At 67.5% G+C, this 23,443-nt stretch carries 22 protein-coding genes; 13 read left to right on the forward strand and 9 right to left on the reverse strand.

Annotated features, from left to right (window positions below):
• Window positions 1-114: 114 nt before the first annotated feature.
• From yidC to rpmH, 4 genes are read right to left on the reverse strand one after another with little or no spacing between them, the layout of a single operon-like run.
• Window positions 115-1,821 (reverse strand): membrane protein insertase YidC, encoded by a 1,707-nt coding sequence (gene yidC / locus AVME950_RS16035; protein ID WP_284430578.1) that lies wholly within the window; start codon window positions 1,819-1,821, stop codon window positions 115-117.
• Window positions 1,818-2,114: a membrane protein insertion efficiency factor YidD gene (gene yidD / locus AVME950_RS16040; protein ID WP_284430579.1), complete on the reverse strand. Its 297-nt coding sequence runs from the start codon at window positions 2,112-2,114 to the stop codon at window positions 1,818-1,820. The genes yidC and yidD overlap by 4 nt, the downstream gene beginning before the upstream one ends.
• A complete protein-coding gene (locus AVME950_RS16045; protein WP_284430580.1) occupies window positions 2,111-2,635 on the reverse strand; it encodes a ribonuclease P protein component in 525 nt (174 codons plus the stop codon). The genes yidD and AVME950_RS16045 overlap by 4 nt, the downstream gene beginning before the upstream one ends.
• A 43-nt stretch (window positions 2,636-2,678) precedes the next feature.
• Window positions 2,679-2,813: a 50S ribosomal protein L34 gene (gene rpmH / locus AVME950_RS16050; RefSeq protein WP_005798102.1), complete on the reverse strand. Its 135-nt coding sequence runs from the start codon at window positions 2,811-2,813 to the stop codon at window positions 2,679-2,681.
• A gap of 310 nt (window positions 2,814-3,123) precedes the next feature.
• Between rpmH and dnaA the strand changes: the two genes are divergently transcribed.
• From dnaA to gyrB, 3 genes are all read left to right on the forward strand, one after another.
• Window positions 3,124-4,545, forward strand: a complete 1,422-nt coding sequence (gene dnaA, locus AVME950_RS16055; RefSeq protein WP_272566399.1) for a chromosomal replication initiator protein DnaA — start codon at window positions 3,124-3,126, stop codon at window positions 4,543-4,545.
• Window positions 4,546-4,676: 131 nt separating this feature from the next.
• Window positions 4,677-5,795 carry a DNA polymerase III subunit beta gene (gene dnaN, locus AVME950_RS16060; protein WP_284397642.1) on the forward strand — a complete coding sequence of 373 codons (1,119 nt, stop codon included), beginning with the start codon at window positions 4,677-4,679 and terminating at the stop codon, window positions 5,793-5,795.
• A 140-nt stretch (window positions 5,796-5,935) separates the two neighbouring features.
• On the forward strand, window positions 5,936-8,554 hold the full coding sequence (gyrB, locus tag AVME950_RS16065; RefSeq protein WP_284409883.1) for a DNA topoisomerase (ATP-hydrolyzing) subunit B: 2,619 nt from the start codon (window positions 5,936-5,938) through the stop codon (window positions 8,552-8,554).
• A gap of 105 nt (window positions 8,555-8,659) precedes the next feature.
• Here the strand turns inward: gyrB and AVME950_RS16070 are convergent, their stop codons facing one another.
• Entirely contained in the window at window positions 8,660-10,381 is a 1,722-nt protein-coding gene (locus tag AVME950_RS16070) for an RNA-binding domain-containing protein (protein ID WP_284430581.1), read from the reverse strand.
• Between the two features lie 467 nt (window positions 10,382-10,848).
• Between AVME950_RS16070 and AVME950_RS16075 the strand changes: the two genes are divergently transcribed.
• From AVME950_RS16075 to AVME950_RS16095, 5 genes are all read left to right on the forward strand, one after another.
• Complete coding sequence (locus AVME950_RS16075; RefSeq protein WP_284430582.1) at window positions 10,849-11,541, forward strand: hypothetical protein; 693 nt, start codon at window positions 10,849-10,851, stop codon at window positions 11,539-11,541.
• Complete coding sequence (locus tag AVME950_RS16080) at window positions 11,541-12,119, forward strand: hypothetical protein (RefSeq protein ID WP_284430583.1); 579 nt, start codon at window positions 11,541-11,543, stop codon at window positions 12,117-12,119. The genes AVME950_RS16075 and AVME950_RS16080 overlap by 1 nt, the downstream gene beginning before the upstream one ends.
• A 65-nt stretch (window positions 12,120-12,184) precedes the next feature.
• On the forward strand, window positions 12,185-12,412 hold the full coding sequence (locus tag AVME950_RS16085) for an ATP-binding protein (RefSeq protein ID WP_272566411.1): 228 nt from the start codon (window positions 12,185-12,187) through the stop codon (window positions 12,410-12,412).
• A 128-nt stretch (window positions 12,413-12,540) separates the two neighbouring features.
• Window positions 12,541-12,978, forward strand: a complete 438-nt coding sequence (locus AVME950_RS16090) for an OsmC family protein (protein WP_284430584.1) — start codon at window positions 12,541-12,543, stop codon at window positions 12,976-12,978.
• Window positions 12,979-13,382: 404 nt separating this feature from the next.
• Window positions 13,383-14,807, forward strand: a complete 1,425-nt coding sequence (locus AVME950_RS16095; protein ID WP_284430585.1) for a homoserine dehydrogenase — start codon at window positions 13,383-13,385, stop codon at window positions 14,805-14,807.
• Window positions 14,808-14,881: 74 nt separating this feature from the next.
• On the opposite strand, the gene AVME950_RS16100 is transcribed toward AVME950_RS16095, so the two are convergent.
• Window positions 14,882-15,160 carry a hypothetical protein gene (locus tag AVME950_RS16100; RefSeq protein WP_284400525.1) on the reverse strand — a complete coding sequence of 93 codons (279 nt, stop codon included), beginning with the start codon at window positions 15,158-15,160 and terminating at the stop codon, window positions 14,882-14,884.
• Window positions 15,161-15,414: 254 nt separating this feature from the next.
• The gene (locus tag AVME950_RS16105) at window positions 15,415-15,897 is read right to left on the reverse strand and encodes an OsmC family protein (protein WP_272566414.1); all 483 of its coding nucleotides are present in this window, start codon (window positions 15,895-15,897) and stop codon (window positions 15,415-15,417) included.
• A 130-nt stretch (window positions 15,898-16,027) separates the two neighbouring features.
• On the opposite strand from AVME950_RS16105, the gene dinG reads away from it, so the two are divergent.
• The 5 genes from dinG (at window position 16,028) to AVME950_RS16130 (ending at window position 21,151) form a co-directional block, all read left to right on the forward strand.
• Complete coding sequence (gene dinG, locus AVME950_RS16110; protein WP_284406568.1) at window positions 16,028-18,226, forward strand: ATP-dependent DNA helicase DinG; 2,199 nt, start codon at window positions 16,028-16,030, stop codon at window positions 18,224-18,226.
• Window positions 18,227-18,385: 159 nt separating this feature from the next.
• A complete protein-coding gene (locus AVME950_RS16115) occupies window positions 18,386-18,895 on the forward strand; it encodes a pyridoxamine 5'-phosphate oxidase family protein (protein ID WP_284400527.1) in 510 nt (169 codons plus the stop codon).
• A 64-nt stretch (window positions 18,896-18,959) separates the two neighbouring features.
• A complete protein-coding gene (locus AVME950_RS16120; protein WP_284430586.1) occupies window positions 18,960-19,163 on the forward strand; it encodes a hypothetical protein in 204 nt (67 codons plus the stop codon).
• A 120-nt stretch (window positions 19,164-19,283) separates the two neighbouring features.
• Window positions 19,284-19,703, forward strand: coding sequence for a ribbon-helix-helix domain-containing protein (locus AVME950_RS16125; RefSeq protein ID WP_284406565.1), 420 nt, complete (start codon window positions 19,284-19,286; stop codon window positions 19,701-19,703).
• A 215-nt stretch (window positions 19,704-19,918) separates the two neighbouring features.
• Window positions 19,919-21,151: an extracellular catalytic domain type 1 short-chain-length polyhydroxyalkanoate depolymerase gene (locus AVME950_RS16130; protein WP_284430587.1), complete on the forward strand. Its 1,233-nt coding sequence runs from the start codon at window positions 19,919-19,921 to the stop codon at window positions 21,149-21,151.
• A gap of 25 nt (window positions 21,152-21,176) precedes the next feature.
• On the opposite strand, the gene AVME950_RS16135 is transcribed toward AVME950_RS16130, so the two are convergent.
• Window positions 21,177-22,178, reverse strand: a complete 1,002-nt coding sequence (locus AVME950_RS16135) for a Bug family tripartite tricarboxylate transporter substrate binding protein (protein ID WP_284430588.1) — start codon at window positions 22,176-22,178, stop codon at window positions 21,177-21,179.
• 97 nt (window positions 22,179-22,275) lie between these two features.
• Window positions 22,276-23,370, reverse strand: coding sequence for a tartrate dehydrogenase (locus tag AVME950_RS16140; protein WP_284430589.1), 1,095 nt, complete (start codon window positions 23,368-23,370; stop codon window positions 22,276-22,278).
• Window positions 23,371-23,443 lie beyond the last annotated feature (73 nt).

Below are 23,443 nucleotides of genomic sequence, written 5' to 3' on the forward strand. Positions count from 1 at the left end.
GTGGATGAAAGATGCCGCAGGGGGCAAGCAAGCATCGTACCCAATGAAAAACGGCCGCTGTATAGCGGCCGTGGAATGTGTCGCAAACGCAGCGCGTCCGCGCTGCATTGCGGGTCAGCGGAACTTCGGCAGGTTGAACTGCGGCGGCACGCCCATGCGCGTGTTGATGATCCACTGCTGCGCGATCGACAGGATGTTGTTCGTCAGCCAGTACAGCACCAGGCCCGCCGGGAAGAAGAAGAACATCACGCTGAAGATCAGCGGCATGAACCACATCATCTTGGCCTGCAGTGGATCGGGCGGTGCGGGGTTCAGCGCGGTCTGCAGCAGCGAGCTGGCGGTCATCAGCAGCGGCAGGATGAAGAACGGGTCGGGCGAGGACAGGTCCTTGATCCAGCCGATCCACGGCGCATTGCGCATTTCCACGCTGGACAGCAGCACCCAGTAGAGCGCGATGAACACGGGGATCTGGATCATGATGGGGAAGCAGCCGCCCATCGGGTTGACCTTCTCCTCGCGGTAGATGCGCATCATCTCCTGCTGCATCTGCTGCGGCTTGTCCTTCAGGCGCTCGCGCATCTCCATGATCTTGGGGTTGATGGCCTTCATCTTGGCCATGCTGGCGTACGCCTTCGCATTGAGCCAGTAGAACGCGATCTTCAGCAGGAACACCAGCGCCACGATGGACCAGCCCCAGTTGTTCAGCACCTTGTGCAGCTGGTCGAGCAGCCAGTACAGGGGCTTGGCCAGGATGGTGAGCCAGCCATAGTCCTTCACCAGTTCCAGGCCGGGGGTGAGCGATTCCAGCATCGTCTCGACCTGCGGGCCGGCGAACAGGCGCGCGTCCACCGTCTTGGACTGCCCCGGTGCGATCTCGCCGACCGGGGTGATCATGCCGACCGAGTACAGGTTGGTGTCCACCTTGCGCACGAACAGGTCGCGCTGCACGTCGTTGCCCAGCAGCCAGGCGCTGGCGAAGTAATGCTGCACCATGGCCACGTAGCCGTTGGTGGAGGACTTGTCGATCTCGGCCTTGCCGTTCTCGATGTCCTTGAACTCGACCTTGTGGTACTTCTTGGCTTCGGTGTAGACCGCGGGGCCGGTGAAGGTCGAATAGAACGACGACTCGCCCGGCGGCTTGTTGCCGTCGCGCACCAGCTGCAGGTACAGCTGGGGCGACACGGGCGCGGTGCCGGTGTTCACGATCTCGTGCTTCACGGCCACGTCGTAGGCGCCGCGCTTCACGGTCCAGGTCTTGGCCAGTTTCACGCCGCCCAGGTCGGCGGATTCGAAGCGCACGCTGATCTCGTTCTGGCCGTCCTGCAGCTCGCGGTTGCCGGCCACCACCGACATCGCCGTCTTGTGCGTGGGGTAGGCGCCGCCGATCAGGCCGGTCTGCGCCACGTACACGCGGTGCGCGCTTTCGTCCAGCAGCATGAACGGCTTGGACTTGTCGGCCATGTCGGGGTACTTGAGCAGTTCGCCATGCGTGAGCGAGCCGCCTTCGCTGTCGAAGGTCAGGCGCAGCACGTCGCTGGTCAAGGTGACGCGCTGGCGCTGGGCCGCCGCCGCCGGCTGCGGCACGCCGCCCGGCACCTGCTGCGCATTCGCGGGCGCCGCCGCGGCCGTGGGGGCCGGCACGGTGGAAGCGCCGGCGGTGCCAGAGGCGGCCGGCGCCGAAGACGCGGGCGCCACGGCGGCAGGCGTTGCACCGGGGAAGAAGGTGGCCTTGTGGCCGTTGTGCACTTGCCACTTGTCCCATAGCAGAACCATGGAAAAGCCAAATATCACCCACAGGATGGTGCGGCGAATGTCGTTCATGAAGACTTCTTCGGTGAGGAGGGGGTGGAGGACGTGGAAGGAGACAGGCGCGAGAACAGCCGCAATGCGCGGGGCGGTTCTTCGGGCACCGGATCATGCCCTCCATCGCACCAGGGCTGGCACCGTGCCAGACGGTGCAGCGTCAGATAAGTTCCGGCTGCGGCGCCATGGCGTTCAAGTGCCTGCAGCGAATAGGCCGAACACGTGGGCTCGAAACGGCAGGCCGATCCGAGCCAGGGGCTCAGCACCAGCCGGTAGCCACGCACCAGCGCCATCAGCAGCGCGCGCATCATGACACAGGCGCCGGGGCGGGCTGGGGCGCCGCCGCCGTCGGTGCCCCAGCGGCCGTTGCAGCAGCGCCGCCGCTGCGCCGCACGGCGTAGCCGAACAGCTGCAGCAGCTCGGCGCGAACCGCCTGCTTGAGGGCATCGGACGTGGCGCTGGTGAACTGCTTGCGGTCGAACGTCGCCCGCAGGCGCACCACGTGCGCGGCCTGCGGCAACTGGGACTCGAACGAGGCGGCCACGGCATGGATCTGCCGCTTGATGGTGTTGCGGGTGACCGCGCGGCGGGCCCAGCGCTTGGGCACCATGGCGCCCAGCCAGACGCCGGGCGGCTCGGCCATGCCAAACAGGGCCTGCGGCCCTTGCGCATCAGGCAAGGGGCCGGGCCCTGTGGGAGGTGCGGGAGGCGATGCGGCCGCTGCGCCGGTGGGAGCGAGCCCCAGTCGGTGCAGTGCGAAGTGTGCGGTGCGGGAGACCGTTCCCCCGGCCATGGCGGCCTGGAACTGCGGACGGGTTTTCAGCCGTTGCATGGGAGGGTTCCCGCCCGGAACCGGGCCGAGTGCCGTGGCGGCCTTAGACGGCCAGGCGCTTGCGGCCCTTGGCGCGGCGTGCGTTGATGACGGCACGGCCGCCGCGCGTCTTCATGCGCACGAGGAAACCGTGGGTGCGCGCACGGCGCGTCTTGGAAGGCTGGTAAGTACGTTTCATGGTCAATGTCCTTGAGGGTTCGGTTCCGGGCGCAACTCGCAAGATGCGGGTTCCAGGCCCTCCGGATGCGGCACTTCGATCAAGATCAAAGCGCTTGGCCCGGGCGTTATTGCCCTGAACGCATTCAGGGAAACCGGCGATTATTGCAGGCTTGTGCCGGCGTGGCAATGGCGAGGCGGCAGTACAGGGGGTTTGCGGCGCGGGTGGCGCGCGCCGTGGACGCCCTGGCCGAGGTTGTGGATAACCCTTTGAAAAGGTACAATCTGCGGCCCTGATTCGTTCCTCCTATCCACAACAAGAACCGCCATCAATGACCGAGGAACCTTCCCGCAGCCCCGACAACGACCCAGGCGCCGATGCCGGACAAGGACTGTGGCAAGCCTGCGTCGAGCAGCTTGCGCAAGACCTGCCGGAGCAGCAGTTCAACACCTGGATCAAGCCGCTCACCGCCCAGGTCGCTCCCGACTTCTCCAAGGTCACCTTGCTGGTGGCCAACCGCTTCAAGCTCGACTGGATCCGTGCGCAATACGCCGGCCGCATCGCGGCCCTGCTGGAAGGCCTCTACGGCCAGCCGGTGTCGCTTGAGTTAGCGCTCGCTCAGCGTGAGACCGTTGCCCGCACTTACGTGCGATCCACGCCGACGGGGCAGGTGGTGTCGTCCGAGCCCACGCCCGCCGCGGCGCCCAGTGACGAGCCGGTGGCTGGTGCCTTCCGCTCGCGCCTGAACGCCGCGCTCACGTTCGAGACGCTGGTCGAGGGCACGGCCAACCGCATGGCGCGCTCGGCGGCCATGCACGTGGCGGGCTCGCCCGGCCACCTGTACAACCCCCTTTTCATCTATGGCGGCGTCGGCCTGGGCAAGACCCATCTGGTGCACGCGGTGGGCAACAAGCTGCTGGCCGACAAGCCCGACGCGAAAGTTCTCTACATCCATGCCGAGCAGTTCGTGTCGGATGTGGTTAAGGCGTACCAGCGGCGCACGTTCGACGAGTTCAAGGAGCACTACCACTCCCTCGATCTGCTGCTGATCGATGACGTGCAGTTCTTCGCGAATAAAGACCGCACGCAGGAAGAGTTCTTCAACGCGTTCGAGGCGCTGCTGGCCAAGAAGAGCCACATCGTGATGACCTCGGACACCTATCCGAAGGGCCTGGCCAACATCCACGAGCGGCTCGTCTCGCGCTTCGACTCCGGCCTCACGGTGACCATCGAGCCGCCCGAGCTGGAAATGCGCGTGGCCATCCTGATCAACAAGGCCCGCGCCGAAAGCGCCGACATGCCCGAGGAAGTGGCCTTCTTCGTCGCCAAGAACGTGCGCAGCAACGTGCGCGAGCTGGAAGGCGCGCTGCGCAAGATCCTGGCGTACTCGCGCTTCAACCAGAAGGAAGTCTCCATCCAGCTCGCCCGCGAGGCGCTGCGCGACCTGCTGTCGATCCAGAACCGGCAGATCTCGGTGGAAAACATCCAGAAGACGGTGGCCGACTACTACAAGATCAAGGTCGCCGACATGTACAGCAAGAAGCGCCCGGCCAGCATCGCCCGGCCGCGCCAGATCGCCATGTACCTGGCCAAGGAGCTCACGCAAAAGAGCCTGCCCGAGATCGGCGAGCTGTTCGGCGGGCGCGACCACACCACGGTGCTGCACGCGGTGCGCAAGATCGCCGGCGAGCGCCAGCAGCTCACCGAACTGAACCAGCAGCTGCACGTGCTGGAACAGACGCTCAAGGGTTGATGCCGAAGTGGCCCCGCACCCCCACGGAGCGCGCCCGGTTCACGGGCAAAATGGCGTGCTGGACGGCATGAGGGGGCATGGCCCATGCCGCCGTCCTGGCACGTTTCCCAAAACCACCAAAGGTTGACGACATGATTGTCCTGAAGGCAACACAAGACAAGGTTCTCGCGGTTCTGCAATCGGTGTCCGGCATCGTCGAGCGCCGGCACACCCTGCCCATCCTGGCGAACGTGCTGATCCGCAAGACGGGCAACGCGCTGCAGCTGACCACGAGCGACCTGGAGATCCAGATCCGCACCACCGCCGAGCTGGGCGGCGACACGGGCGACTTCACCACCACGGTGGGCGCCCGCAAGCTGATCGACATCCTGAAGACCATGCCTGGCGACCAGACCGTGAGCCTGGAGTCGAGCCAGTCCAAGCTGATCCTCAAGGGCGGCAAGAGCCGCTTCACGCTGCAGTCGCTGCCGGCCGAGGACTTTCCCCTGGTGCAGGAGTCGGCCGCCTTCGGCCCCGCCTTCAGCGTGCCGCAGAAGGTGCTCAAGGACCTGCTGGGCCAGGTGTCGTTCGCCATGGCGGTGCAGGACATCCGCTACTACCTGAACGGCATTCTGTTCGTGGCCGAAGGCCAGCAGCTGAGCCTGGTCGCCACCGACGGCCACCGCCTGGCCTTCGCCAGCGCCACGCTGGACGTTGAAGTGCCCAAGCAGGAAGTCATCCTGCCGCGCAAGACCGTGCTGGAGCTGCAGCGCCTGCTGTCGGATGCGGGCGGCGAGAACCAGCCGCACATCGAGATGCAGTTCGCCAACAACCAGGCGAAGTTCACGTTCGGCGGCATGGAGTTCGTCACGAAGCTGGTCGAGGGCAAGTTCCCCGACTACAACCGCGTGATCCCCAAGAACCACAAGAACAGCGTGACCCTGGGCCGCGCCCCGCTGCTGGCCAGCCTGCAGCGCACCGCCATCATGACCAGCGACAAGTTCAAGGGCGTGCGCCTGAACCTGGAGCCAGGCACCCTGCGCGTGGCGTCCAACAACGCCGAGCAGGAAGAGGCCGTGGACGAACTCGACATCGACTACGGCGGCGACACCATCGAGATCGGTTTCAACGTCACCTACCTCATCGACGCCCTGGCCAACATGGGCCAGGACATGGTGAAGGTGGAGCTGTCGGACGGCAACAGCTCGGCGCTGCTGACCATCCCCGAGAACGAGACCTTCAAGTACGTCGTGATGCCCATGCGCATCTGACGCACCCGCCTTCCAGTGCCGGGGGTGAATGCTATGCTTTTTGTAGCTAAATGCCCTAGAAGAATATGCGCTGGAGGCTGATTTGACCCTTATTGAACATTCAGGAAACCCCCCGGTTTCCACGGACCCCAAGGCCATCCATGACCGCTGAGAACACCCTGCCCGAGCCTTCCTCCGACGGCGCGGGCGAAGCGCAGCCCTTCACAAAGATCGACACCCAGCAGGCGGGCGCCAGCGAAGGCTACGGCGAAGGCGCGATCCAGATCCTGGAAGGCCTGGAGGCCGTGCGCAAGCGCCCCGGCATGTACATCGGCGACACGTCCGACGGCACGGGCCTGCACCACCTCGTCTTCGAAGTGGTGGACAACTCCATCGACGAGGCGCTGGCCGGGCACTGCGACGACATCGTCGTCACCATCCACTCGGACAATTCCATCAGCGTGACCGACAACGGCCGCGGCATTCCCACCGGCGTGAAGATGGACGACAAGCACGAGCCCAAGCGCTCGGCCTCCGAGATCGCGCTGACCGAACTGCATGCGGGCGGCAAGTTCAACCAGAACAGCTACAAGGTCTCGGGCGGCCTGCACGGCGTGGGCGTCTCCTGCGTGAACGCGCTCAGCAAGATGCTGCGCCTGACGGTGCGCCGCGAGGGCAAGGTGCACGTGCTCGAGTTCAGCCAGGGCTTCGTGCAGAACCGCATCATCGAGACCGTGAACGGCGTCGAGATCTCGCCCATGAAGGTCATCGGCGACACCGACAAGCGCGGCACCGAGGTGCACTTCCTGCCCGACACCGAGATCTTCAAAGAGAACAACGACTTCCACTACGAGATCCTGGCCAAGCGCCTGCGCGAGCTCTCGTTCCTGAACAACGGCGTGCGCATCCGCTTGAAGGACGAGCGCACCGGCAAGGAAGACGACTTCTCCGGCGCCGGCGGCGTGAAGGGCTTCGTCGGCTTCATCAACGCCAACAAGAAGGTGCTGCACCCCACCGCGTTCTACGCCACGGGCGCGCGCCCGGCCGAAACCTACGGCGGCATTCCCGGCACCGAGATCGGCGTCGAGGTGGCCATGCAGTGGAATGACGGCTACAGCGAGCAGGTGCTGTGCTTCACCAACAACATCCCGCAGCGCGACGGCGGCACCCACCTGACCGGCCTGCGCGCCGCCATGACCCGCGTCATCGGCAAGTACATCGACGCGCACGAACTGGCCAAGAAGGCCAAGGTCGAGGTGAGCGGCGACGACATGCGCGAAGGCCTGTGCTGCGTGCTGAGCGTGAAGGTGCCCGAGCCCAAGTTCAGCAGCCAGACCAAGGACAAGCTGGTGTCCAGCGAAGTGCGCGCGCCGGTGGAGGACATCGTCGCCAAGACGCTGACCGACTACCTGGAAGAGCGCCCCAACGACGCCAAGATCCTGTGCGGCAAGATCATCGAGGCCGCCCGCGCCCGCGAAGCCGCCCGCAAGGCGCGCGAAATGACGCGCCGCAAGGGCGTGCTGGACGGCATGGGCCTGCCCGGCAAGCTGGCCGACTGCCAGGAAAAAGACCCCGCGCTGTGCGAGATCTACATCGTCGAGGGCGACTCCGCCGGCGGCTCCGCCAAGCAGGGCCGCGACCGCAAGTTCCAGGCCATCCTGCCGCTGCGCGGCAAGATCCTGAACGTGGAAAAGGCGCGCTACGAAAAGCTGCTGACCAGCAATGAAATCGTCACGCTCATCACCGCCCTGGGCACCGGCATCGGCAAGGCCGCGGTCGAATCCGGCAAGAGCGGCGTGGACGACTTCGACGCCGCCAAGCTGCGCTACCACCGCATCATCATCATGACCGACGCCGACGTGGACGGCGCCCACATCCGCACCCTGCTGCTGACCTTCTTCTACCGCCAGATGCCCGAGCTGGTCGAGCGCGGCCACATCTACATCGCGCAGCCGCCGCTGTACAAGGTCAAGGCCGGCAAGGAAGAGCTGTACCTGAAGGACGCCCCCGCGCTCGACACCTTCCTGCTGCGCATCGCGCTCAAGGACGCCAGCGTGACCACCGGCGGCGCCAGCCCGCAGACCCTGACCGGCGACACCCTCACCGCCCTGGCGCAAAAGCACCAGCTCGCCGAGGCCGTCATCCACCGCCTGTCCGCCTTCATGGACAAGGAGGCCCTGCGCGCCATCGCCGACGGCGTGAGCCTGAACCTGGACACCGTGGCCGACGCCGAAGCCAGCGCCGTGCAGCTGCAGGCCAAGCTGCGCGAGCTGACCACCAACGGCATCCCCGCTGAAGTGGCCGGCGAGTTCGACGTGCGCACCGACAAGCCCATCCTGCGCATCAGCCGCCGCCACCACGGCAACGTCAAGAGCAGCCTGATCACCCAGGACTTCGTGCACGGCGCCGACTACGCCGCCCTGGCCGAAGCCGCCAGCACCTTCCGCGGCCTGGTCGGCGAGGGCGCCAAGGCCCTGCGCGGCGAAGGCGAGAAGCAGAAGGAAGAAAAAGTGTCCGACTTCCGCCAGGCCATGGCCTGGCTCATCTCCGAAGCCGAACGCACCACCAGCCGCCAGCGCTACAAGGGCCTGGGCGAAATGAACCCCGAGCAGCTCTGGGAAACCACGATGGACCCCGAAGTGCGCCGCCTGCTGCGCGTGCAGATCGACGATGCGATCGAGGCGGACCGGGTGTTCACCATGCTGATGGGCGACGAGGTGGAGCCGCGGCGGGACTTCATCGAGACGAATGCGTTGCGGGCGGGGAATATTGATGTCTAAGGACACCGGATATCTTGTCTAAATAGCAGCTTGAAACAGCATTAAACAATATAAAAATCAATGACTTAGAACCACGGCCCATGGTTAAACACCATGGGCCGTGGTTCAGTTATCCATGGATTGGCACAGACGCCAAATGGCCGCAGAGCGCGCGCCGTGAGGCTTTATCAGCCCAGCCCGCTTCATGCTTTGCATCAGATTTTTGACCTTATTGGCTTTCTGCTCTTCAGTCAGAACGTCGGGTAGCTTCCGAAGCAACAGGGCATCCAAATCCGTTCTGGTGGCCTGCCCATACTGCTGCAGATAGTCCAGCACCAGCTTTTGGTAGTACCGGTCATCCAGGCCGCGCTGGTGGATGTACTTCGCCTTCTGCCCCAAGGCATCGGCCATCTTGGCTGAGATGAAATACCTTGGGGCGCGCCCTTCAATCAGCCCCAGATCACGCAAGCTCTTGGCCTCTGCTGCTGAAAGAGTTTGGCCCTTCTGTAGCCTGTCCAGCAGCAGTACCTGGCCCAAGCCCAGATCTGCGCGCGCCATCAGTACCCGCGCAAATTTGGAATCCAGCATCCGTCCCTGCAGGGTCAACTCCACACGTGGAAACCCTTGTGGAGTCTGACCAAACTCGTAGTCGGGTAACGGAAAAAACCGCTGGCGCTGGGTCGTGAACATGCGACGTATGCCGCTGCCCGCCTGGTCAATCATTCGCAGCCGGATCATCGCATCGATGAGCCATTGGTTGCGGTAGTGCTCCGGCGGGGACTGGTGTTCCAACATCCACGCCACGCTTTCCGGAATGAACTGCCCCAGGTTGCTGAACACCAGCCGGTCTGGGTGCTCCACCAGGTTGATCTTGCCGCCCAGAACATAGTCTTGGTGGGCGACGCAGTTGTGCAGCGCTTCGCGAAGTACCCAACTATCGTACTGTGGCACTGGCGTGGGAAACAGCGACCCATCGGGCATGTGGTCCAGCGTCACATTTCGAATGCGAGCGCACAACTGTTCGGTCGCCAGAAGGAAGGGGATTCCAAATGGCTGTGAAGTGACCGTGTCATTGAACGCATCTCGCAAAATCCAGGTCATCTTTGCATCTGCTGGGCCCAGCAGATGTGCGGATTCATCCTTGCCCAGCAGCAGCAGGGCTGCACGTGTCACACGCCCTTGTTTGGTCACGCGCGCCTTGTTCAGCAAGGTAGAAACCTCCAGGCCCGCAACTTCGGAGCGGATGGCCTCATGGCGTTCACCATTTGGCTCACTTCGTACCAAGTACTCGGTATAGCGCAATCGCGCCGCATCAATGGCCCGGTGGTCCAAGTCATCCAGCGACGCCTCTGGCATCACCACCCCAGTCCAATCCTCCGCTATACCTAGCGCACCCCACAAGCGGGACTCATGGTTGGGAAATTCCGCCAACTTCACCAAATGGCTGTCCAAGCGGATATAGCGCACATGCTGAAAAGCGACAGGTGCCCCACGTGCAGGGTGTATCTCCAACATCACTACATGGAGACCTTCGTACCTCAACTCATGAAAAGTGAAGTCGGCGCGGGGTTTCGTCATCACCTGCAGCCACATTGACAACGATTGGTTGCCAACCTTCTGCTGGAACGGGTCAAACCCCGTACCCCACACCCGATGGCTGCCATCTTCGACGCCCCACACCAGCCAGGCTCGATCTCGTCCCTGCAACGCTGCTGTATTGGCAAGCCCTGAAAGGTAAGCACCGATCCTTTCGGCGTCGGACAAATTGGATTTGAACTCCACCACCGTCTGTTCGCGCGGCAGTCCCAGCAAGGATTCCAAGGTGGCTCGCAGTGCACTGGCATCCATCAGAAAACTCCTGGGGGAAACGGACGGCGCCCAACAGCGTTTCGCTCGAAAAGGCAGGAACGAACTCTCACTGATGCACGGCCACGCTCAAGCGCTGCTAGGAGTTGGCACCAGTGAGTCAGCAACTGAACAGTGTCGGTTCCCATCGCAGCGCCTTCGCCGTTCCGCACAACGACGAATTGGGAGCGAGGGCGCTGGCTATCGTCCGGGTCGAATGAGAACTTGCCACCGCCGCCGCCGATAAAAGCCAGTGAGGCGGACAGTGGTTCGATGAGGTCGGTTGTATCGGGTGGCGCCAGATCTGGCGATGTGATGGGAAGCATCGAGTGGGCATGTGGTGGGCCGAAGGACTGCTTTTACCCGAGCTAGAAGGTTATTCCAAGAAACGAGTTGATCAAAAGTTGTATGACGCGTTGGTTAAAGTCCGCGTCAATTGAATGACCAAAAAACACAGGGAGGTAGACGAAATGAAAGACCCCTACGAAAACATCCTGATCGGCAATTTCCTCTACAGCCTGGGGCTCGTGATCGGGCGGCGGTTTCCGGACAAGCCGTTGCCAGGGGTGGTGAACCTGCTCCAGCAGACGCCGCTCGACGGTCCCTTGGGGGATGTGCTGCTCCGCTATCCAGGCGTCGTCCGGCTGATCGAGTTCAAGCGGGCGTCCAACAACAGCGACAAGGAGTCGGACAAGCTCGACACCCTCAAGCTGTCGCTTGAAAACGAGCCGGCGCTGCAGCAGGTGTCCCGCGCCATCCATTGGTACGTGGAGTCCTCCAAGGGGCCCTTGGATTGGCGCACCCGGGTCTGCCCCTACCTGGACTTCGCGGGGGGCCAGAGCCCTCCACTCGACTTTCAAGCATTCACGCAATCGCTGGCGGAGACCGTGGGAAAGGCGCAGGCCGAGGAGTTTCCCGATGCCCTCATCCAGCGCTATCTGGACGCGGTGGCCGCTTTCTCCGGCAAGTCGGGCACGTCCTCATCGGGGCTGCTGGTGTCTGTGGGCCAGGACGGGACGCTGCACTACATCGCGCTCGAAAGCATCCGGGAGCTGCGCCAGGAACTGCAGGTCCACCGGCAGCAGGCGGACGAGCGGAGCGCCAGCATCGCGCAGGAGCGCGCCCTGGAGCACAAGCCCCAGGGGAAAGGCCTGTCTCTGTGATGAACGATGCACAACGCAGCGTGGAGCGCATCCACCAGCTGTCCGACATGCTGCAGTCGCTGATGCAACAGGCGGCGGTGCTGCAGCAAAAGGCCGATGCCTCCGTGGTCCAGTCGCGCCAGGCCTCGGACGCGCTGAAGCGGGCCAGCGACCGGCTGCCTGTGACGGTGGGCACCGCCATCGAAACGGTGCTCGAGCCGGCCGCGGAAAAAGCCGCGGCGAAGATGACCGCCACCTGGGCCCAGGCGAACGCGGCGGCCGCCGAGGCCACGAGGACCTTCGCAGCGGCGCAGGAAACGCTGCAGTGGAAGATGCTGGCGTATGCCTGCACGGGGGCACTGGCCGTGGTGGTCCTGATCGCGGCGGCGATGGCCTACCTGTCTCCGACCGAAAGAGAGCTGAAGGCACTGCGCGCCGAGCGGCAGATGCTGTTGGCCGACATGGATCGGCTCAGAAAGGCGGGCGCGGGCCTGGAGGTCGCGCAGTGCACTCACCAGGGTCGGCAGAGGACCTGCGTGCGCGTGGATGCCCAGTCTCCCAGATTCGAAGGGGGCTACCTGCTTGTGCCTGCACGGTAGGAAGCGGCAAGATCCTGCGCGTTCCTTCCGCTTCTTCTCCGTTTTCTTTTCTTCTTCGTTTTGCGATGAACGCCCCGCGCAAGGCCCTGCCCCGCATCGACCCCGCCCGCTGCACCGGCTGCGGCTGGTGCGTGGCCGTGTGCCCGCCGCATGTCCTGTCGCTGCAGGTGCCGGGCCCGCAGCCGTGGGGGCGCAAGCAGTCGGTGCTGCACGATGCGCCGGCCTGCACGGGGTGCGCGCTGTGTGCGGTGCGCTGTCCGTTCGATGCGATCGGCATGGTGCGCACCGGCTGAGGGCTGCCCGCGGGTGCTGTAGGACAAATCGCGTCAGGCGTCGGGGCGCTGGACCCACCCGCGATCGGTTCCTTGCATGTTGTGATCGCGTCTTGTTTGTTTAGTTGTTCACGCACAAGGAGCACCGCATGTCCGAAAAATCCGCATCCGTCCATTGGGAAGGCGCTGGCAAGACCGGCCAGGGCCAGATCAGCACCGAGACCGGCGCGCTCAAGCAGCACCCCTATGGCTTCGGCAGCCGCTTCGGCGACGACCGCAAGGGCACCAATCCGGAAGAGATCGTGGGCGCGGCGCACGCGGCCTGCTTCACGATGGCCTTCGCGTTCGCCTGCGAGAAGGCCGGCATTTCCACTGAGACCCTCGACACCACCGCCAAGGTGCGGCTGGCCAAGGAGGGCGAGGGCTTCAAGATCGACCGCATCGCCCTCGCGCTGACGGCCAAGGTGCCGGGCGTGGACGAGGCGCAGTTCCAGAAGATCGCCGCCGAGGCCAAGGCGAACTGCCCGCTGTCCAAGGCCCTGGCGAGCGTGCCCGAGATCACCCTGACCGCCACGCTCCAGGCCTGACGGCAGGCGCCGTGCCGCCCGCGCGGCCGGCGCCGCGCATTGGAGCCGAAATGGCCTCCAGCGCAATCGATACTAGGGCATTGTGCTATCAATTAAATAGCATCGAGGCGGTGGTTGTGGGGCGTGCGTCGCGTCCTGTACACTTGCCGCCCATGTCGTGCCGTTCTTCCTTTGCCACCGTCGCTCGCGTTGCCCGCCCGGGTCGCGCCGCGGTGACGCCCGCCACCGCGCGGGCCCGGATGAACGCACGAATGATTACCACCATTACCACCGCGGCGACCTAGCCCTGGTGCAGGGTGGCCGTCCCGGCGGCCACCTGGTGTCATTCCCTCCCCGAACGAACCCAGCCTGGCAGCTGGGTTTTTTGTTGGCCGTTTTGTGGCCCGTTTCTGGAGAGAGTGAGCATGTTCAACGACCCCCACCTGAGTCCCTGGTCCGCCGGCCCCGGCGAGGCCCGCGCGCCCATCCCCACGCAGCGTCCGCTGCGCGTGGGCATGATCGGCATCGGCACGGTGGGCGCCGGCACCTGGCGGGTGCTGCGCCGCAACCAGGCCGCCATTGCGGGGCGCGCGGGCCGGGGCATCGAGATCGTGGCCGTGGCGGCGCGCAACCTGGCGCGGGCCGCGGCCGTGCTGGACGGCGCCGAGGGCGTGGAGTTGACGGACGACCCGCTGCGCGTGGCGACCCACCCCGGCGTGGACGTGGTGGTGGAGGCCGCTGGCGGCACCGGCCCGGCGCGCGACTGGGTGCTGGCGGCCATCGCGCACGGCAAGCACGTGGTGACGGCCAACAAGGCGCTGCTGGCGGTGCACGGCAACGAGATCTTCGCGGCGGCGCAGCAGCGCGGCGTGGCGGTGGCCTACGAGGGCGCGGTGGCGGTGAGCATCCCCATCGTCAAGGCGCTGCGAGAGGGCCTCACGGCCAACCGCATCGAGTGGGTGGCCGGCATCATCAACGGCACCACCAATTTCATCCTGACCCAGATGCGCGACGAGGGGCTGGACTTCGCGGCGGCGCTCGGCCAGGCGCAGGCGCTGGGCTATGCCGAGGCCGACCCGTCGTTCGACGTGGACGGCGTGGACGCCGCGCACAAGGCCACGCTGCTGGCGGCCAACGCGTTCGGCATGCCGGTGCGCTTCGAGCGGGCGCACGTGGAGGGCATCCGCGGGCTGCAGGCGATCGACGTGGCGTGCGCCGAAGCGCTGGGCTTTCGCATCAAGCTGCTGGGCATGGCGCGCCGGAATCTGGAGGCGGGCGAGGGCGACGACCAGGGCGTGGAGCTGCGTGTGCACCCCGCCCTGGTGCCCGCACGGCACCTGCTGGCGCAGGTGGACGGCTCGATGAACGCGGTGCTGGTCAAGGGCGATGCCTGCGGCGTGACGATGTACTACGGCGCGGGCGCAGGGTCCGAGCCCACCGCGTCGGCTGTGGTGGCCGATCTGGTGGACGTGGCGCGCTTGGCGGCCGACGGCAGCGCCGCGCACCGCGTGCCGCACCTGGCGTTCCATCCGCATGCGCAGCAGGACCGGGCGGTGAAGTCCATCGGGGATGTGCGCACGCGGCATTACCTGCGCGTGCCGGTGGCGGCGGGGCGGGCGGATGCCATCGGGGTGGTGTCGGAGCACCTGGCGCGCGCTGGGGTGGCGGTGCAATCGCTGAAGGTGCACGCCGTAGTGGCTGCGCAGGGCGATGCGGCCGTGGACCAGGTGCTGGCGCTCACGCACGAGGCCGCCGATGCGCAGGTGCAGGCGGTGCTGGAGCAACTGCGCGAGGTGCCGGGCCTGTGCGTGCAGGCGCCGGTGCGGCTGCGGGTGGAAATGCTGGAGTGACGACGGGGGCGGGCGAGGGGTCTGCTGCTGCTGCTGCTGCTGCGCCGGCGCGCTTGCGTGGCCCCGCCGTCCGCTCAGCGCTTTTGCTTCTGGTAGGCCTCGTGGGCCGGCTTGCCGCGGTCGGTGTCCTGCAGGCCGCGCTGCACGTCCTTGTAGGCCTGCTGCATCTCTTCGGATGGCTCGCCGCCGGTCATCTCCACCGCCTGATCGCGCTCGTGCGGCAGGCGGGGCTCGGGGCCGTCGGGGTTCTTGCTGTCGGCGTCGGGGGCGGGGTGCGACTGCGTGGTGTCGACGCGGCGCTCCTTGCGTTCGGGCACCGGGGTCTCTGAAAGGGAATCGCGGGGGGTGGACATTGCGGGGCTCCTGTCGTGTGGCTGTGCCGGAAAGGCATGGCCTCGATGCTAGGAAAGCCCTCCGGCGGCGTCTGTAGGCGGGTGCGCACAGCCGGCGACGGCGGGGGCGATTTGAAGCCTTTCAGGCCGCTGGCGCAATCAATACTAAGGCGTATTGCTATTAATTGAATAGCAACCGGGTGGTGCTTCGGCACGCGGCCGCCCGCCGCGGCGGTGCCGGCCCCGCGCGCAATCCACGGCGGGATCGAAGCCCCTCAGGCCGCGTCCGCCGTTTCCAGCACAGGCGCGCAGTCGATGCGCGTGCGGACCGAGTTGGCGAGAAAGCACGCCGCGTGCGCCCGGTGGTGCAGCGCCTCCAGCGCCTCCTGGCTGGGCGCGTGGGCCGGGTCGAAGCGGGTGACGGGGCGCAGCTGCACGTGGGCGACCACGGGGCGGCCCTGGTCGTCCGGCGCCATCGTGCCCACGGCGTCGTCGCGGTAGTGGTCCACGCGCCAGCCGTCGCGGCAGGCCAGGTCCAGGAACCACAGCATGTGGCAGCTCGACAGCGCCGCGACGAAGGCCTCCTCCGGGTCCACCGCGGCTGCGTCGGAGTAGGGCAGGGGCACGACGTGCGGCGAGGACGACGCGGCGACGGTGGCCCCGCCGTCGAACTGCCATTGGTGGGCGCGGTGGTAGCGCCGGTCCAGGAAGGCGTCGCTGCCGCGCTGCCAGGTGATGGAGGCCAGGTGTTCTGCCATGGGGGTCTCGTTCGGTCGGTTGGAGGGGTGGGGAACGAAGGGACGCCCCGGGAGTTTAGCGACCGCGCGCCGTGCCCTGCCGAGAACCCGAACCGTTTCCGGGGCCGGCCCGGGCATGCCACACTACTGTATGTCTCAACAGGAATGGGCCGCGCAGGCCCTGCAGTCTTTCGATGCGGTGGTGGGCGCCACCGAGGGGTTCCGCAGCCGCGCCGGCCAGCGGCGCATGGCCGAGCAGGTGGCGCACACCTTCAGCGTGGCGCAGCTGGGCAAGGTGGAGGAGGGGCCCGACGGCGAGGCGCCGCCGCCCACGCGCTCCATCGCCGTCGTGCAGGCGGGCACGGGGGTCGGCAAGTCGCTGGCCTACAGCGTGCCGGCCATCGCCATGGCGATCTCGCGCGGCACGCGGGTGCTGATTTCCACGGCCACGGTGGCGCTGCAGGAGCAGCTCGTCAACAAGGACCTCCCGGCCCTGGCCGCGCGCATGGAGCAGCCCTTCAAGTTCGCCCTGGCCAAGGGCCGCGGGCGCTATGTGTGCAAGCTCAAGCTGGAGCGGCTCGCCGGCACGGGCGAGGCCCATTCGCCGGAGGAGGAGGACCTCTTCGCCGAGGAAGAGGCCGCCACCCGCGCCGCCCGACCACGCCAGGAGACCGAGGCGCGCATGAAGTTCTACGCCACCATGGCCGACGTGCTCGCCAAGGGCGCCTGGGACGGCGACCGCGACAGCCTGGAGGTGCCGCCCGAGTCCGAGGTGTGGAGCCCCGTGGCGGCCGAGGCCAGTTCCTGCACCGGCAAGCACTGCCCGGCCTTCAGCCAGTGCACCTACTACGACCGGCGCAAGGCGCTGGTGGCCGCGCAGGTCATCGTGGCCAACCACGACCTGCTGCTGTCCTCGCTGGGCGCGCGGCTGCTGCCCGAGCTGGACAACTGCCTGCTGGTGCTGGACGAGGCGCACCATCTGCCCGCGACCGCGCTCGACCAGTTCGCGTGCGAGGCCGACCTGTCCCGCCTGACCTGGATCGACCGCCTGGCCAGCCGCGCGCTGCGCATTGGCGCGCTGGTCGAGGTGGAGGAGATCGCCGACATCCCCAACCATTCCGCGCGCCTGCGCGCCGCGCTGCAGGACGTGGCCCGGCTGGTGATGGACGTGTACGGCGAGCAGCTGCGCGCCCCCAGGCCGGCCTGGGGCGGCCGTGCCCGCCCGCAGGCGCCCGGCATGCCCACCCGGGCCCGCGTGGCCGGCGGCGTGCTGCCCGAGGCGCTGGTGGAGCCGCTGGGCCAGATGGCGCACCACGCCGAGGGCTTTCTGAACGCGCTGCGCGCCATCGCCAAGGCCCTGCGCGCCGAGATCCGCGACAAGCCCGACGAGGCGCGGCGCCTGTCCACGCTCTATGCCCAGGTCGGCGCGCTCGCGCCCCGGCTGGAGGGCGTGCACGCCACCGCGCAACTGCTGCTGCAGGACGCGCCCGAGGGCGCCGTGCCCGCCGCCAAATGGTTCACGCTGGAGGTGGAGGGCGACTTCATCGTCGTGAAGGCGCACGCCAGCCCCATCCTGCCGGGCAACACGCTGCGCCACCACCTGTGGTCGGCCGTGCGCGGGGCGGTGCTCACCTCGGCCACGCTGACGAGCTGCGGGCAGTTCGACTTCTTCCTGCGCGAGGCGGGGCTGTTCGGCGACGAGACCGTCACCACCCTGGAGGTGCCCAGCCCCTTCGACTACGCGCTGCAGGGCACGCTGATCGCCACCGAGACCGTGGCCGACCCGCGCGAGGCCCAGGCCTTCACCGCCGAGATGGTGGATGCGCTGCTGACCGACCTGGCCATGGTCGAGTCCGGCGCGCTGGTGCTCTTCACCTCGCGCGACCAGATGCGCCAGGCCGTCGATGCGCTGCCCACCGCCATGCGCGGCAGCGTGCTGGTGCAGACCGCGCTGCCCCGCACCCAGCTGCTGGCGCGCCACCGCGAGCGCGTGGCAAGCGGCGAGCCGTCCATCATCTTCGGCATGCAGTCGTTCGGCGAGGGGTTGGACCTGCCGGGCGCGCTGTGCGAATCGCTGTTCATCACCAAGCTGCCGTTCGCGCCGCCCGACGACCCGGTGGGCGAGTCGCGCGCCGAATGGCTGCGGGCGGCGGGGCGCGACCCGTTCAGCGAACTGGTGGTGCCGGCCACGGCCATCCGCCTGGCGCAGTGGGTGGGCCGCGCGATCCGCACGGAGGAAGACCGCGCCCACGTGTACTGCTACGACAAGCGGCTGGTGCGCACGTCGTATGGGCAGCGGCTGCTGAAGGGGTTGCCGCCGTTTGCGCTGGAGCGGCGCCCAGCGGCCTGAGCCCGGCCCGCGCGGAGATGTCGGACATGCCCCACAGGGCCCCGGGCCGCGAGCCGACCGTGGGCGCAGCAGGGCCCCTCTACATTGGGACCTCCCTCCCGCGCCGAGCGCCCTGTGCGCGCGGCGTTCGGCCTCCTTCCCTGCTTGCCGGAGACACCCATGAGCAACGACGACACCACTTCCCCCCATGCCACGCTGTGGCGGCTGATCAAGGACATCCGCTTCGGCATGCTCACGCACCGCGCCGCCAGCGGCATGCTGCATGCCCACCCCCTGACGACTCAGAACAAGGACATCGATGAACAGTCGCAACTGTTCTTCTTCATCCCGCGCGACGGCGAGCTGTTCGAACGCCTGCGCTCGGACAGCCAGGTCAACGTGACCTACTCCAACCCCGAGAAGGACAGCTACGTTTCGCTGTCCGGCGCGGCCGGCTTCATCGAAGACATCGCCAAGAAAGAGGCGCTGTGGTCGCCCATGGCGAAGGCCTGGTTTCCGGACGGCGTGAACGACCCCAACCTCGTGCTGCTGGCCATCCACATCAGCCACGCCGAGTACTGGGACGTCAAGGAAAGCAAGATGACCCAGCTGTTCAAGATGGCCAAGGCGGCCGTCACGGGCAACCCGCCCAAGGACATGGGCGAGCACAAGGAACTGTCGCTGTCCTGAGCGCGGCTTTTTCGCCCCCCATCGATCCCATCGTTTCATTCCCCCGTTCGCAAGGAGACACACCATGGCCAACGACAAGCAGGAGCCCGGCAAGGGCAAAGTGGAAAACGACCACAACCGCCAAGGCAACCAGGAGCCCACCCAAAAGAACGAAGCCCAGCGCACGCCGGAAAGCCGGCACGACCGTGATGCGCACATCGGCAGCGGCAACCAGGTGCAGTCGCGCCAGGGCGCGGCAGGCAGCGGGGGCGGGCGCGGCGCCGGCTGAAGCCCGCTGCACCCTGGCAATGACAGGGGCCTTCGGGCCCCTTTATTTTGGTCGGATGCCCTTGAAAGATTCCATAGACCATCCATTTACCATCCAATGGGATGGAAAAACGAGGTTTTTATGGCAACGACGGCACTCGAGCGCAGCAACAAGGTTCCCGATTCGGAGAAGGTGACGATCAACCTGGGGTATGTGGACCTGGGCCATATCGACCTGCTGGTGTCCGAGGGGTTCTATTCGAACCGCACGGACTTCATCCGCACCGCGATCCGCAACCAGCTGGTTGCGCAGGCCGATGCGGTGCGGCAGGTGGTGGCCCGCAAGACGCTGGTGCTGGGGCTGCAGCGGTTCGGCCGGGCCGAACTGGAGGCCGTCCAGGCCGCAGGGCAGACGCTGGAGATCCGCGTGCTGGGCCTGTGCACCATCGACGACGACGTGCCCCCTGCATTGGCCCAGGCGACCATCGCCTCGGTCCATGTGCTGGGGGCGCTGCACGCCAGCGCGGCGGTCAAGGCCGCGCTGGCCGGCCGCATCGGCTGACATCCACCGGCACGCGCCGGTGGACACGACGACAAGGGACGGACCCGCGCCTTCGGCGCTGGCGACCGGACCACCATGGCAGACCGGCCCGATTCGAAGGCGGCGGCGAGACAAGAGACACGACGAGACGAACGAGGCACGCAGCGCCCCTGGGGGCCCCGGTGCCGCCCCCGCACGCCAGGGCCCCCGCGGCCCGCTTTTCGAAAGGATTCCCCATGGACTGGAACAAGAAGGTCAAGCAGCTTCTGAACGAGGTCACCCCGTTGATGCGCACCGGCCAGCTCGCCGATGCCACCCGCGCCATCCAGCAGGCCCTGGCCGGCCAAGGCACGGCCGCAGCCACCGCGGCGGGAAGCGCTGCCGCCGGCCGTGTGGCGGCCTGGCGCGAGCGCTTCGGCGCGGCGCCCAGCAGCCCCGCCGCGGCGGCATGGAAGGCCCCCTTCGGCGCGCCCGACGTGGAAGACGCGGTGGTCGTCGACCGGCCGGCCGCCCCGGCGCCGGACGCGCACCGGCCATCGCCGTCACCGTCGCCTCGCAACGCGAGAGCCGAATCCCCTGGCAGTTTCACACGGGTGGCCTTCGCCGGCCCGGCCGGCGCGCCGCAGGACCACTACTACCTCAGCGTGCCCCCCGGCGCGGCCGCGGGCACGCCGATGCCGCTGGTGCTCATGCTGCACGGCTGCACGCAGAACCCGCAGGACTTCGCCCTCGGCACCGGCATGAACGAGGCCGCCGCGCCCGCGAATGCGCTCGTGCTGTACCCCGCGCAGGCCCAGGGCGCCAACGCCCACGGCTGCTGGAACTGGTTCCGTCCGCAGGACCAGCAGCGCGGCCACGGCGAGCCCGCCACGCTGGTCGCCATGGTCCGCGATGCGATGGCGCGCCACCCCGTGGATGCCCGCCGCGTGTACGTGGCGGGCCTGTCCGCCGGCGGTGCGATGGCCGCGCTGCTGGCGCGCGAATACCCCGATGTGTTCGCGGCCGTGGGCGTGCATTCGGGCCTGCAGGCCGGCGCCGCGCACAACGTGATGGGCGCGCTGTCGGCCATGAAGAGCGGCGCCAAGGGCACGCCCGGCCCGGCGTCCCCCGCCCACGAGGACGGGGCCGGTGCCCCGCCGCTCATCGTGTTCCACGGCGATGCCGACGAGACCGTGCACGCCCGCAATGGCGAGCAGCTGCTGGCTGCGGCGCTGAGGTCCGCGCCCGGTGCCCGGCCCGAGGCCGAAACCGGCCAGAGCCCCGGTGGCCAGCGCTACACGCGCACCGTGTACCGCGCCGCACCGGGCAGCGGCCCGGGCGCGGTGGTGGCCGAGCACTGGCAACTCAACGGCGCGGGCCATGCCTGGGCCGGGGGCCACGCGCGGGGCAGCTACACCGATCCGCGCGGGGTGGACGCGACGGCGCAGATGCTGCGGTTCTTCCTGGAGCACCCCCGCGCCGCCGGTTGATCGGGCGCGAGGCGCGGCGGCGGCGTCAGTCGATCACCACCTTCGCGTCCGCCACCAGCCGGGCGAAGCGTTCGGTTTCGCTGCGGATCTGCTGGGCCATCTGCTCGCGGGTGTTGCCCACCGGCTCGGCGCCGATGTCGGCCATGCGCTTGCGGAACTCCGGCGACTGGATCACCTTCACCATCTCGGCGTTCAGCCGGTCCAGGATGTCCCTTGGCGTGGCCGCTGGGGCGAGCACGCCGAACCACGTGCCCAGGTCGAAGCCTTTCAGGCCCGCCTCGTCCAGCGTCGGCACGTCGGGCAGGGCGGAGGACCGCTGGAGCGTGGACACCGCCAGCGCCCGCAGCTTGCCGGCCTTGATGTGCGGCAGCACGGGCGTGATGGTGTCGAACGACATGGTGATCTGGCCGCCCAGCAGGTCGGTGGCCAGCGGGCCGCTGCCCTTGTAGGGAATGTGGCCGAGCGACGTGCCGGTGAGGCCCTGGAACTGCGTGCCGATCAGGTGCTGCGCGGTCCCGTTGCCGTTGGAGCCGAAGGTCAGCTTGCCCGGCTGCGCCCTGGCCTGGGCCACCAGGTCGGCCACGGTCCTGGCCGGGTTGTCGGCGTGCACGACCAGCACGTTGGGCACCAGCGCCACCGTGGTGATGGGGGCCAGGTCCTTCTGGAAGTCGTAGGGCAGTTTCTTGTACACGCTGGTGGCGATGGTGTGGTGCACCGCGCCCATCAGCAGGGTGTAGCCGTCGGGCCTGGACCGGGCCACGTAGTCGGCGCCGATGGTGGCGCCGGCCCCCGGGCGGCTTTCCACGATGACGGGCTGGCCGAGCGACACCGTCAGCCGGTCGGCCAGCGCCCGCGCCAGCACGTCGGTGGTGCCGCCTGCGGGAAAGGGCACCGTCAGGCTGATGGTCTTGGTGGGCCAGGCGGCCTGGGCGAGGGCGCTGCTGCTGGCCAGCACCGGGAGGGCGGCCGCGAAAGCGTGCAGCAGCACCTGCCGCCGCCGGCGCGCGGGGAAAAGTTTCGGGGCCATGCTGGTCTCCTGGGAGAGCGCTCTGCGGCGCCTGGGGGATGGCCCGCCGCTACGCGGTCGGGCGAAGGAAGGAACGGATGAATGAAAGAAAAGGATTTCAGGCGGCCCGCCGCTGCGCCTGGCGGGTGCCGGCCAGGTGGTCGCACACCGCCTGCGTGACCTGGGCCGTGGTGGCCTGGCCACCCAGGTCCCGCGTGTGCAGGGCCGGGTCCGCGGTGACGTGTTCGATGGCCCGCATCAGGCGCCGGGCGGCGTCCGCCTCGCCCAGGTGTTCGAGCAGCATCACGGCCGACCAGAACGTGCCCACCGGGTTCGCCAGGCCCTGGCCCATGATGTCGAAGGCCGACCCGTGGATGGGCTCGAACATCGAGGGATAGCGCCGCTCGGGGTCGATGTTGCCGGTCGGTGCGATGCCCAGGCTGCCCGCCAGCGCGGCGGCCAGGTCGCTCAGGATGTCGGCATGCAGGTTGGTGGCGACGATGGTGTCCAGCGTGGCCGGGCGGTTCACCATGCGGGCCGTGGCGGCGTCCACCAGCTCCTTGTCCCAGGCCACGTCGGGAAAGTCGCGCGAGACCTCCAGCGCGATCTCGTCCCACATCACCATCGCGTGGCGCTGGGCGTTGCTCTTGGTGATCACGGTGAGCTGCCGTCTCGGGCGCGACCGGGCGAGCTGGAAGGCGTAGCGCAGGATGCGCTCCACGCCCACGCGGGTCATGATCGACACGTCGGTGGCGGCCTCGATCGGGTGGCCCTGGTGCACCCGGCCGCCCACGCCGGAGTATTCGCCCTCCGAGTTCTCGCGCACGATCACCCAGTCCAGCTGCTCGGGCGTGCAGCGCTTGAGCGGTCCGTCGATGCCCGGCAGGATGCGCGTGGGCCGCACGTTGGCGTACTGGTCGAAGCCCTGGCAGATCTTCAGGCGCAGGCCCCACAGGGTGATGTGGTCGGGAATGTGCGGATCGCCCGCCGAGCCGAACAGGATCGCGTCCTTGCCGCGCAGCGCGTCCAGCCCGTCGGCCGGCATCATGGCGCCGTGCGCGCGGTAGTGGTCGCCGCCCCAGTCGAAGTCTTCGAACTCGAAGCGCAGCGTCTCGTCGGTGGCGGCCAGGGCCTGCAGGACCTGGCGGCCGGCGGGAATCACTTCCTTGCCGATCCCGTCTCCGGGAATGGTGGCGATGGCGTAGGTGGTCATGGGTGGTTCGGTCGAAAAGCGTTGGGGACCGCGCCACTCTAGGCACCGCCGGCCTTTCGGCGCGGGGCTATAG

The organism is Acidovorax sp. SUPP950, from assembly GCF_030158935.1.
Classification (GTDB): Bacteria; Pseudomonadota; Gammaproteobacteria; order Burkholderiales; family Burkholderiaceae_C; genus Paracidovorax.

What these genes read in the sequence shown, in the direction of transcription:
- yidC (WP_284430578.1), bottom strand. Translation starts at nt 1,821, where the DNA reads ATGAACGACATTCGCCGCACCATCCTGTGGGTGATATTTGGCTTTTCC.
- yidD (WP_284430579.1), bottom strand. Translation starts at nt 2,114, where the DNA reads ATGATGCGCGCGCTGCTGATGGCGCTGGTGCGTGGCTACCGGCTGGTG.
- AVME950_RS16045 (WP_284430580.1), bottom strand. Translation starts at nt 2,635, where the DNA reads ATGCAACGGCTGAAAACCCGTCCGCAGTTCCAGGCCGCCATGGCCGGG.
- rpmH (WP_005798102.1), bottom strand. Translation starts at nt 2,813, where the DNA reads ATGAAACGTACTTACCAGCCTTCCAAGACGCGCCGTGCGCGCACCCAC.
- dnaA (WP_272566399.1), top strand. Translation starts at nt 3,124, where the DNA reads ATGACCGAGGAACCTTCCCGCAGCCCCGACAACGACCCAGGCGCCGAT.
- dnaN (WP_284397642.1), top strand. Translation starts at nt 4,677, where the DNA reads ATGATTGTCCTGAAGGCAACACAAGACAAGGTTCTCGCGGTTCTGCAA.
- gyrB (WP_284409883.1), top strand. Translation starts at nt 5,936, where the DNA reads ATGACCGCTGAGAACACCCTGCCCGAGCCTTCCTCCGACGGCGCGGGC.
- AVME950_RS16070 (WP_284430581.1), bottom strand. Translation starts at nt 10,381, where the DNA reads ATGGATGCCAGTGCACTGCGAGCCACCTTGGAATCCTTGCTGGGACTG.
- AVME950_RS16075 (WP_284430582.1), top strand. Translation starts at nt 10,849, where the DNA reads ATGAAAGACCCCTACGAAAACATCCTGATCGGCAATTTCCTCTACAGC.
- AVME950_RS16080 (WP_284430583.1), top strand. Translation starts at nt 11,541, where the DNA reads ATGAACGATGCACAACGCAGCGTGGAGCGCATCCACCAGCTGTCCGAC.
- AVME950_RS16085 (WP_272566411.1), top strand. Translation starts at nt 12,185, where the DNA reads ATGAACGCCCCGCGCAAGGCCCTGCCCCGCATCGACCCCGCCCGCTGC.
- AVME950_RS16090 (WP_284430584.1), top strand. Translation starts at nt 12,541, where the DNA reads ATGTCCGAAAAATCCGCATCCGTCCATTGGGAAGGCGCTGGCAAGACC.
- AVME950_RS16095 (WP_284430585.1), top strand. Translation starts at nt 13,383, where the DNA reads ATGTTCAACGACCCCCACCTGAGTCCCTGGTCCGCCGGCCCCGGCGAG.
- AVME950_RS16100 (WP_284400525.1), bottom strand. Translation starts at nt 15,160, where the DNA reads ATGTCCACCCCCCGCGATTCCCTTTCAGAGACCCCGGTGCCCGAACGC.
- AVME950_RS16105 (WP_272566414.1), bottom strand. Translation starts at nt 15,897, where the DNA reads ATGGCAGAACACCTGGCCTCCATCACCTGGCAGCGCGGCAGCGACGCC.
- dinG (WP_284406568.1), top strand. Translation starts at nt 16,028, where the DNA reads ATGTCTCAACAGGAATGGGCCGCGCAGGCCCTGCAGTCTTTCGATGCG.
- AVME950_RS16115 (WP_284400527.1), top strand. Translation starts at nt 18,386, where the DNA reads ATGAGCAACGACGACACCACTTCCCCCCATGCCACGCTGTGGCGGCTG.
- AVME950_RS16120 (WP_284430586.1), top strand. Translation starts at nt 18,960, where the DNA reads ATGGCCAACGACAAGCAGGAGCCCGGCAAGGGCAAAGTGGAAAACGAC.
- AVME950_RS16125 (WP_284406565.1), top strand. Translation starts at nt 19,284, where the DNA reads ATGGCAACGACGGCACTCGAGCGCAGCAACAAGGTTCCCGATTCGGAG.
- AVME950_RS16130 (WP_284430587.1), top strand. Translation starts at nt 19,919, where the DNA reads ATGGACTGGAACAAGAAGGTCAAGCAGCTTCTGAACGAGGTCACCCCG.
- AVME950_RS16135 (WP_284430588.1), bottom strand. Translation starts at nt 22,178, where the DNA reads ATGGCCCCGAAACTTTTCCCCGCGCGCCGGCGGCGGCAGGTGCTGCTG.
- AVME950_RS16140 (WP_284430589.1), bottom strand. Translation starts at nt 23,370, where the DNA reads ATGACCACCTACGCCATCGCCACCATTCCCGGAGACGGGATCGGCAAG.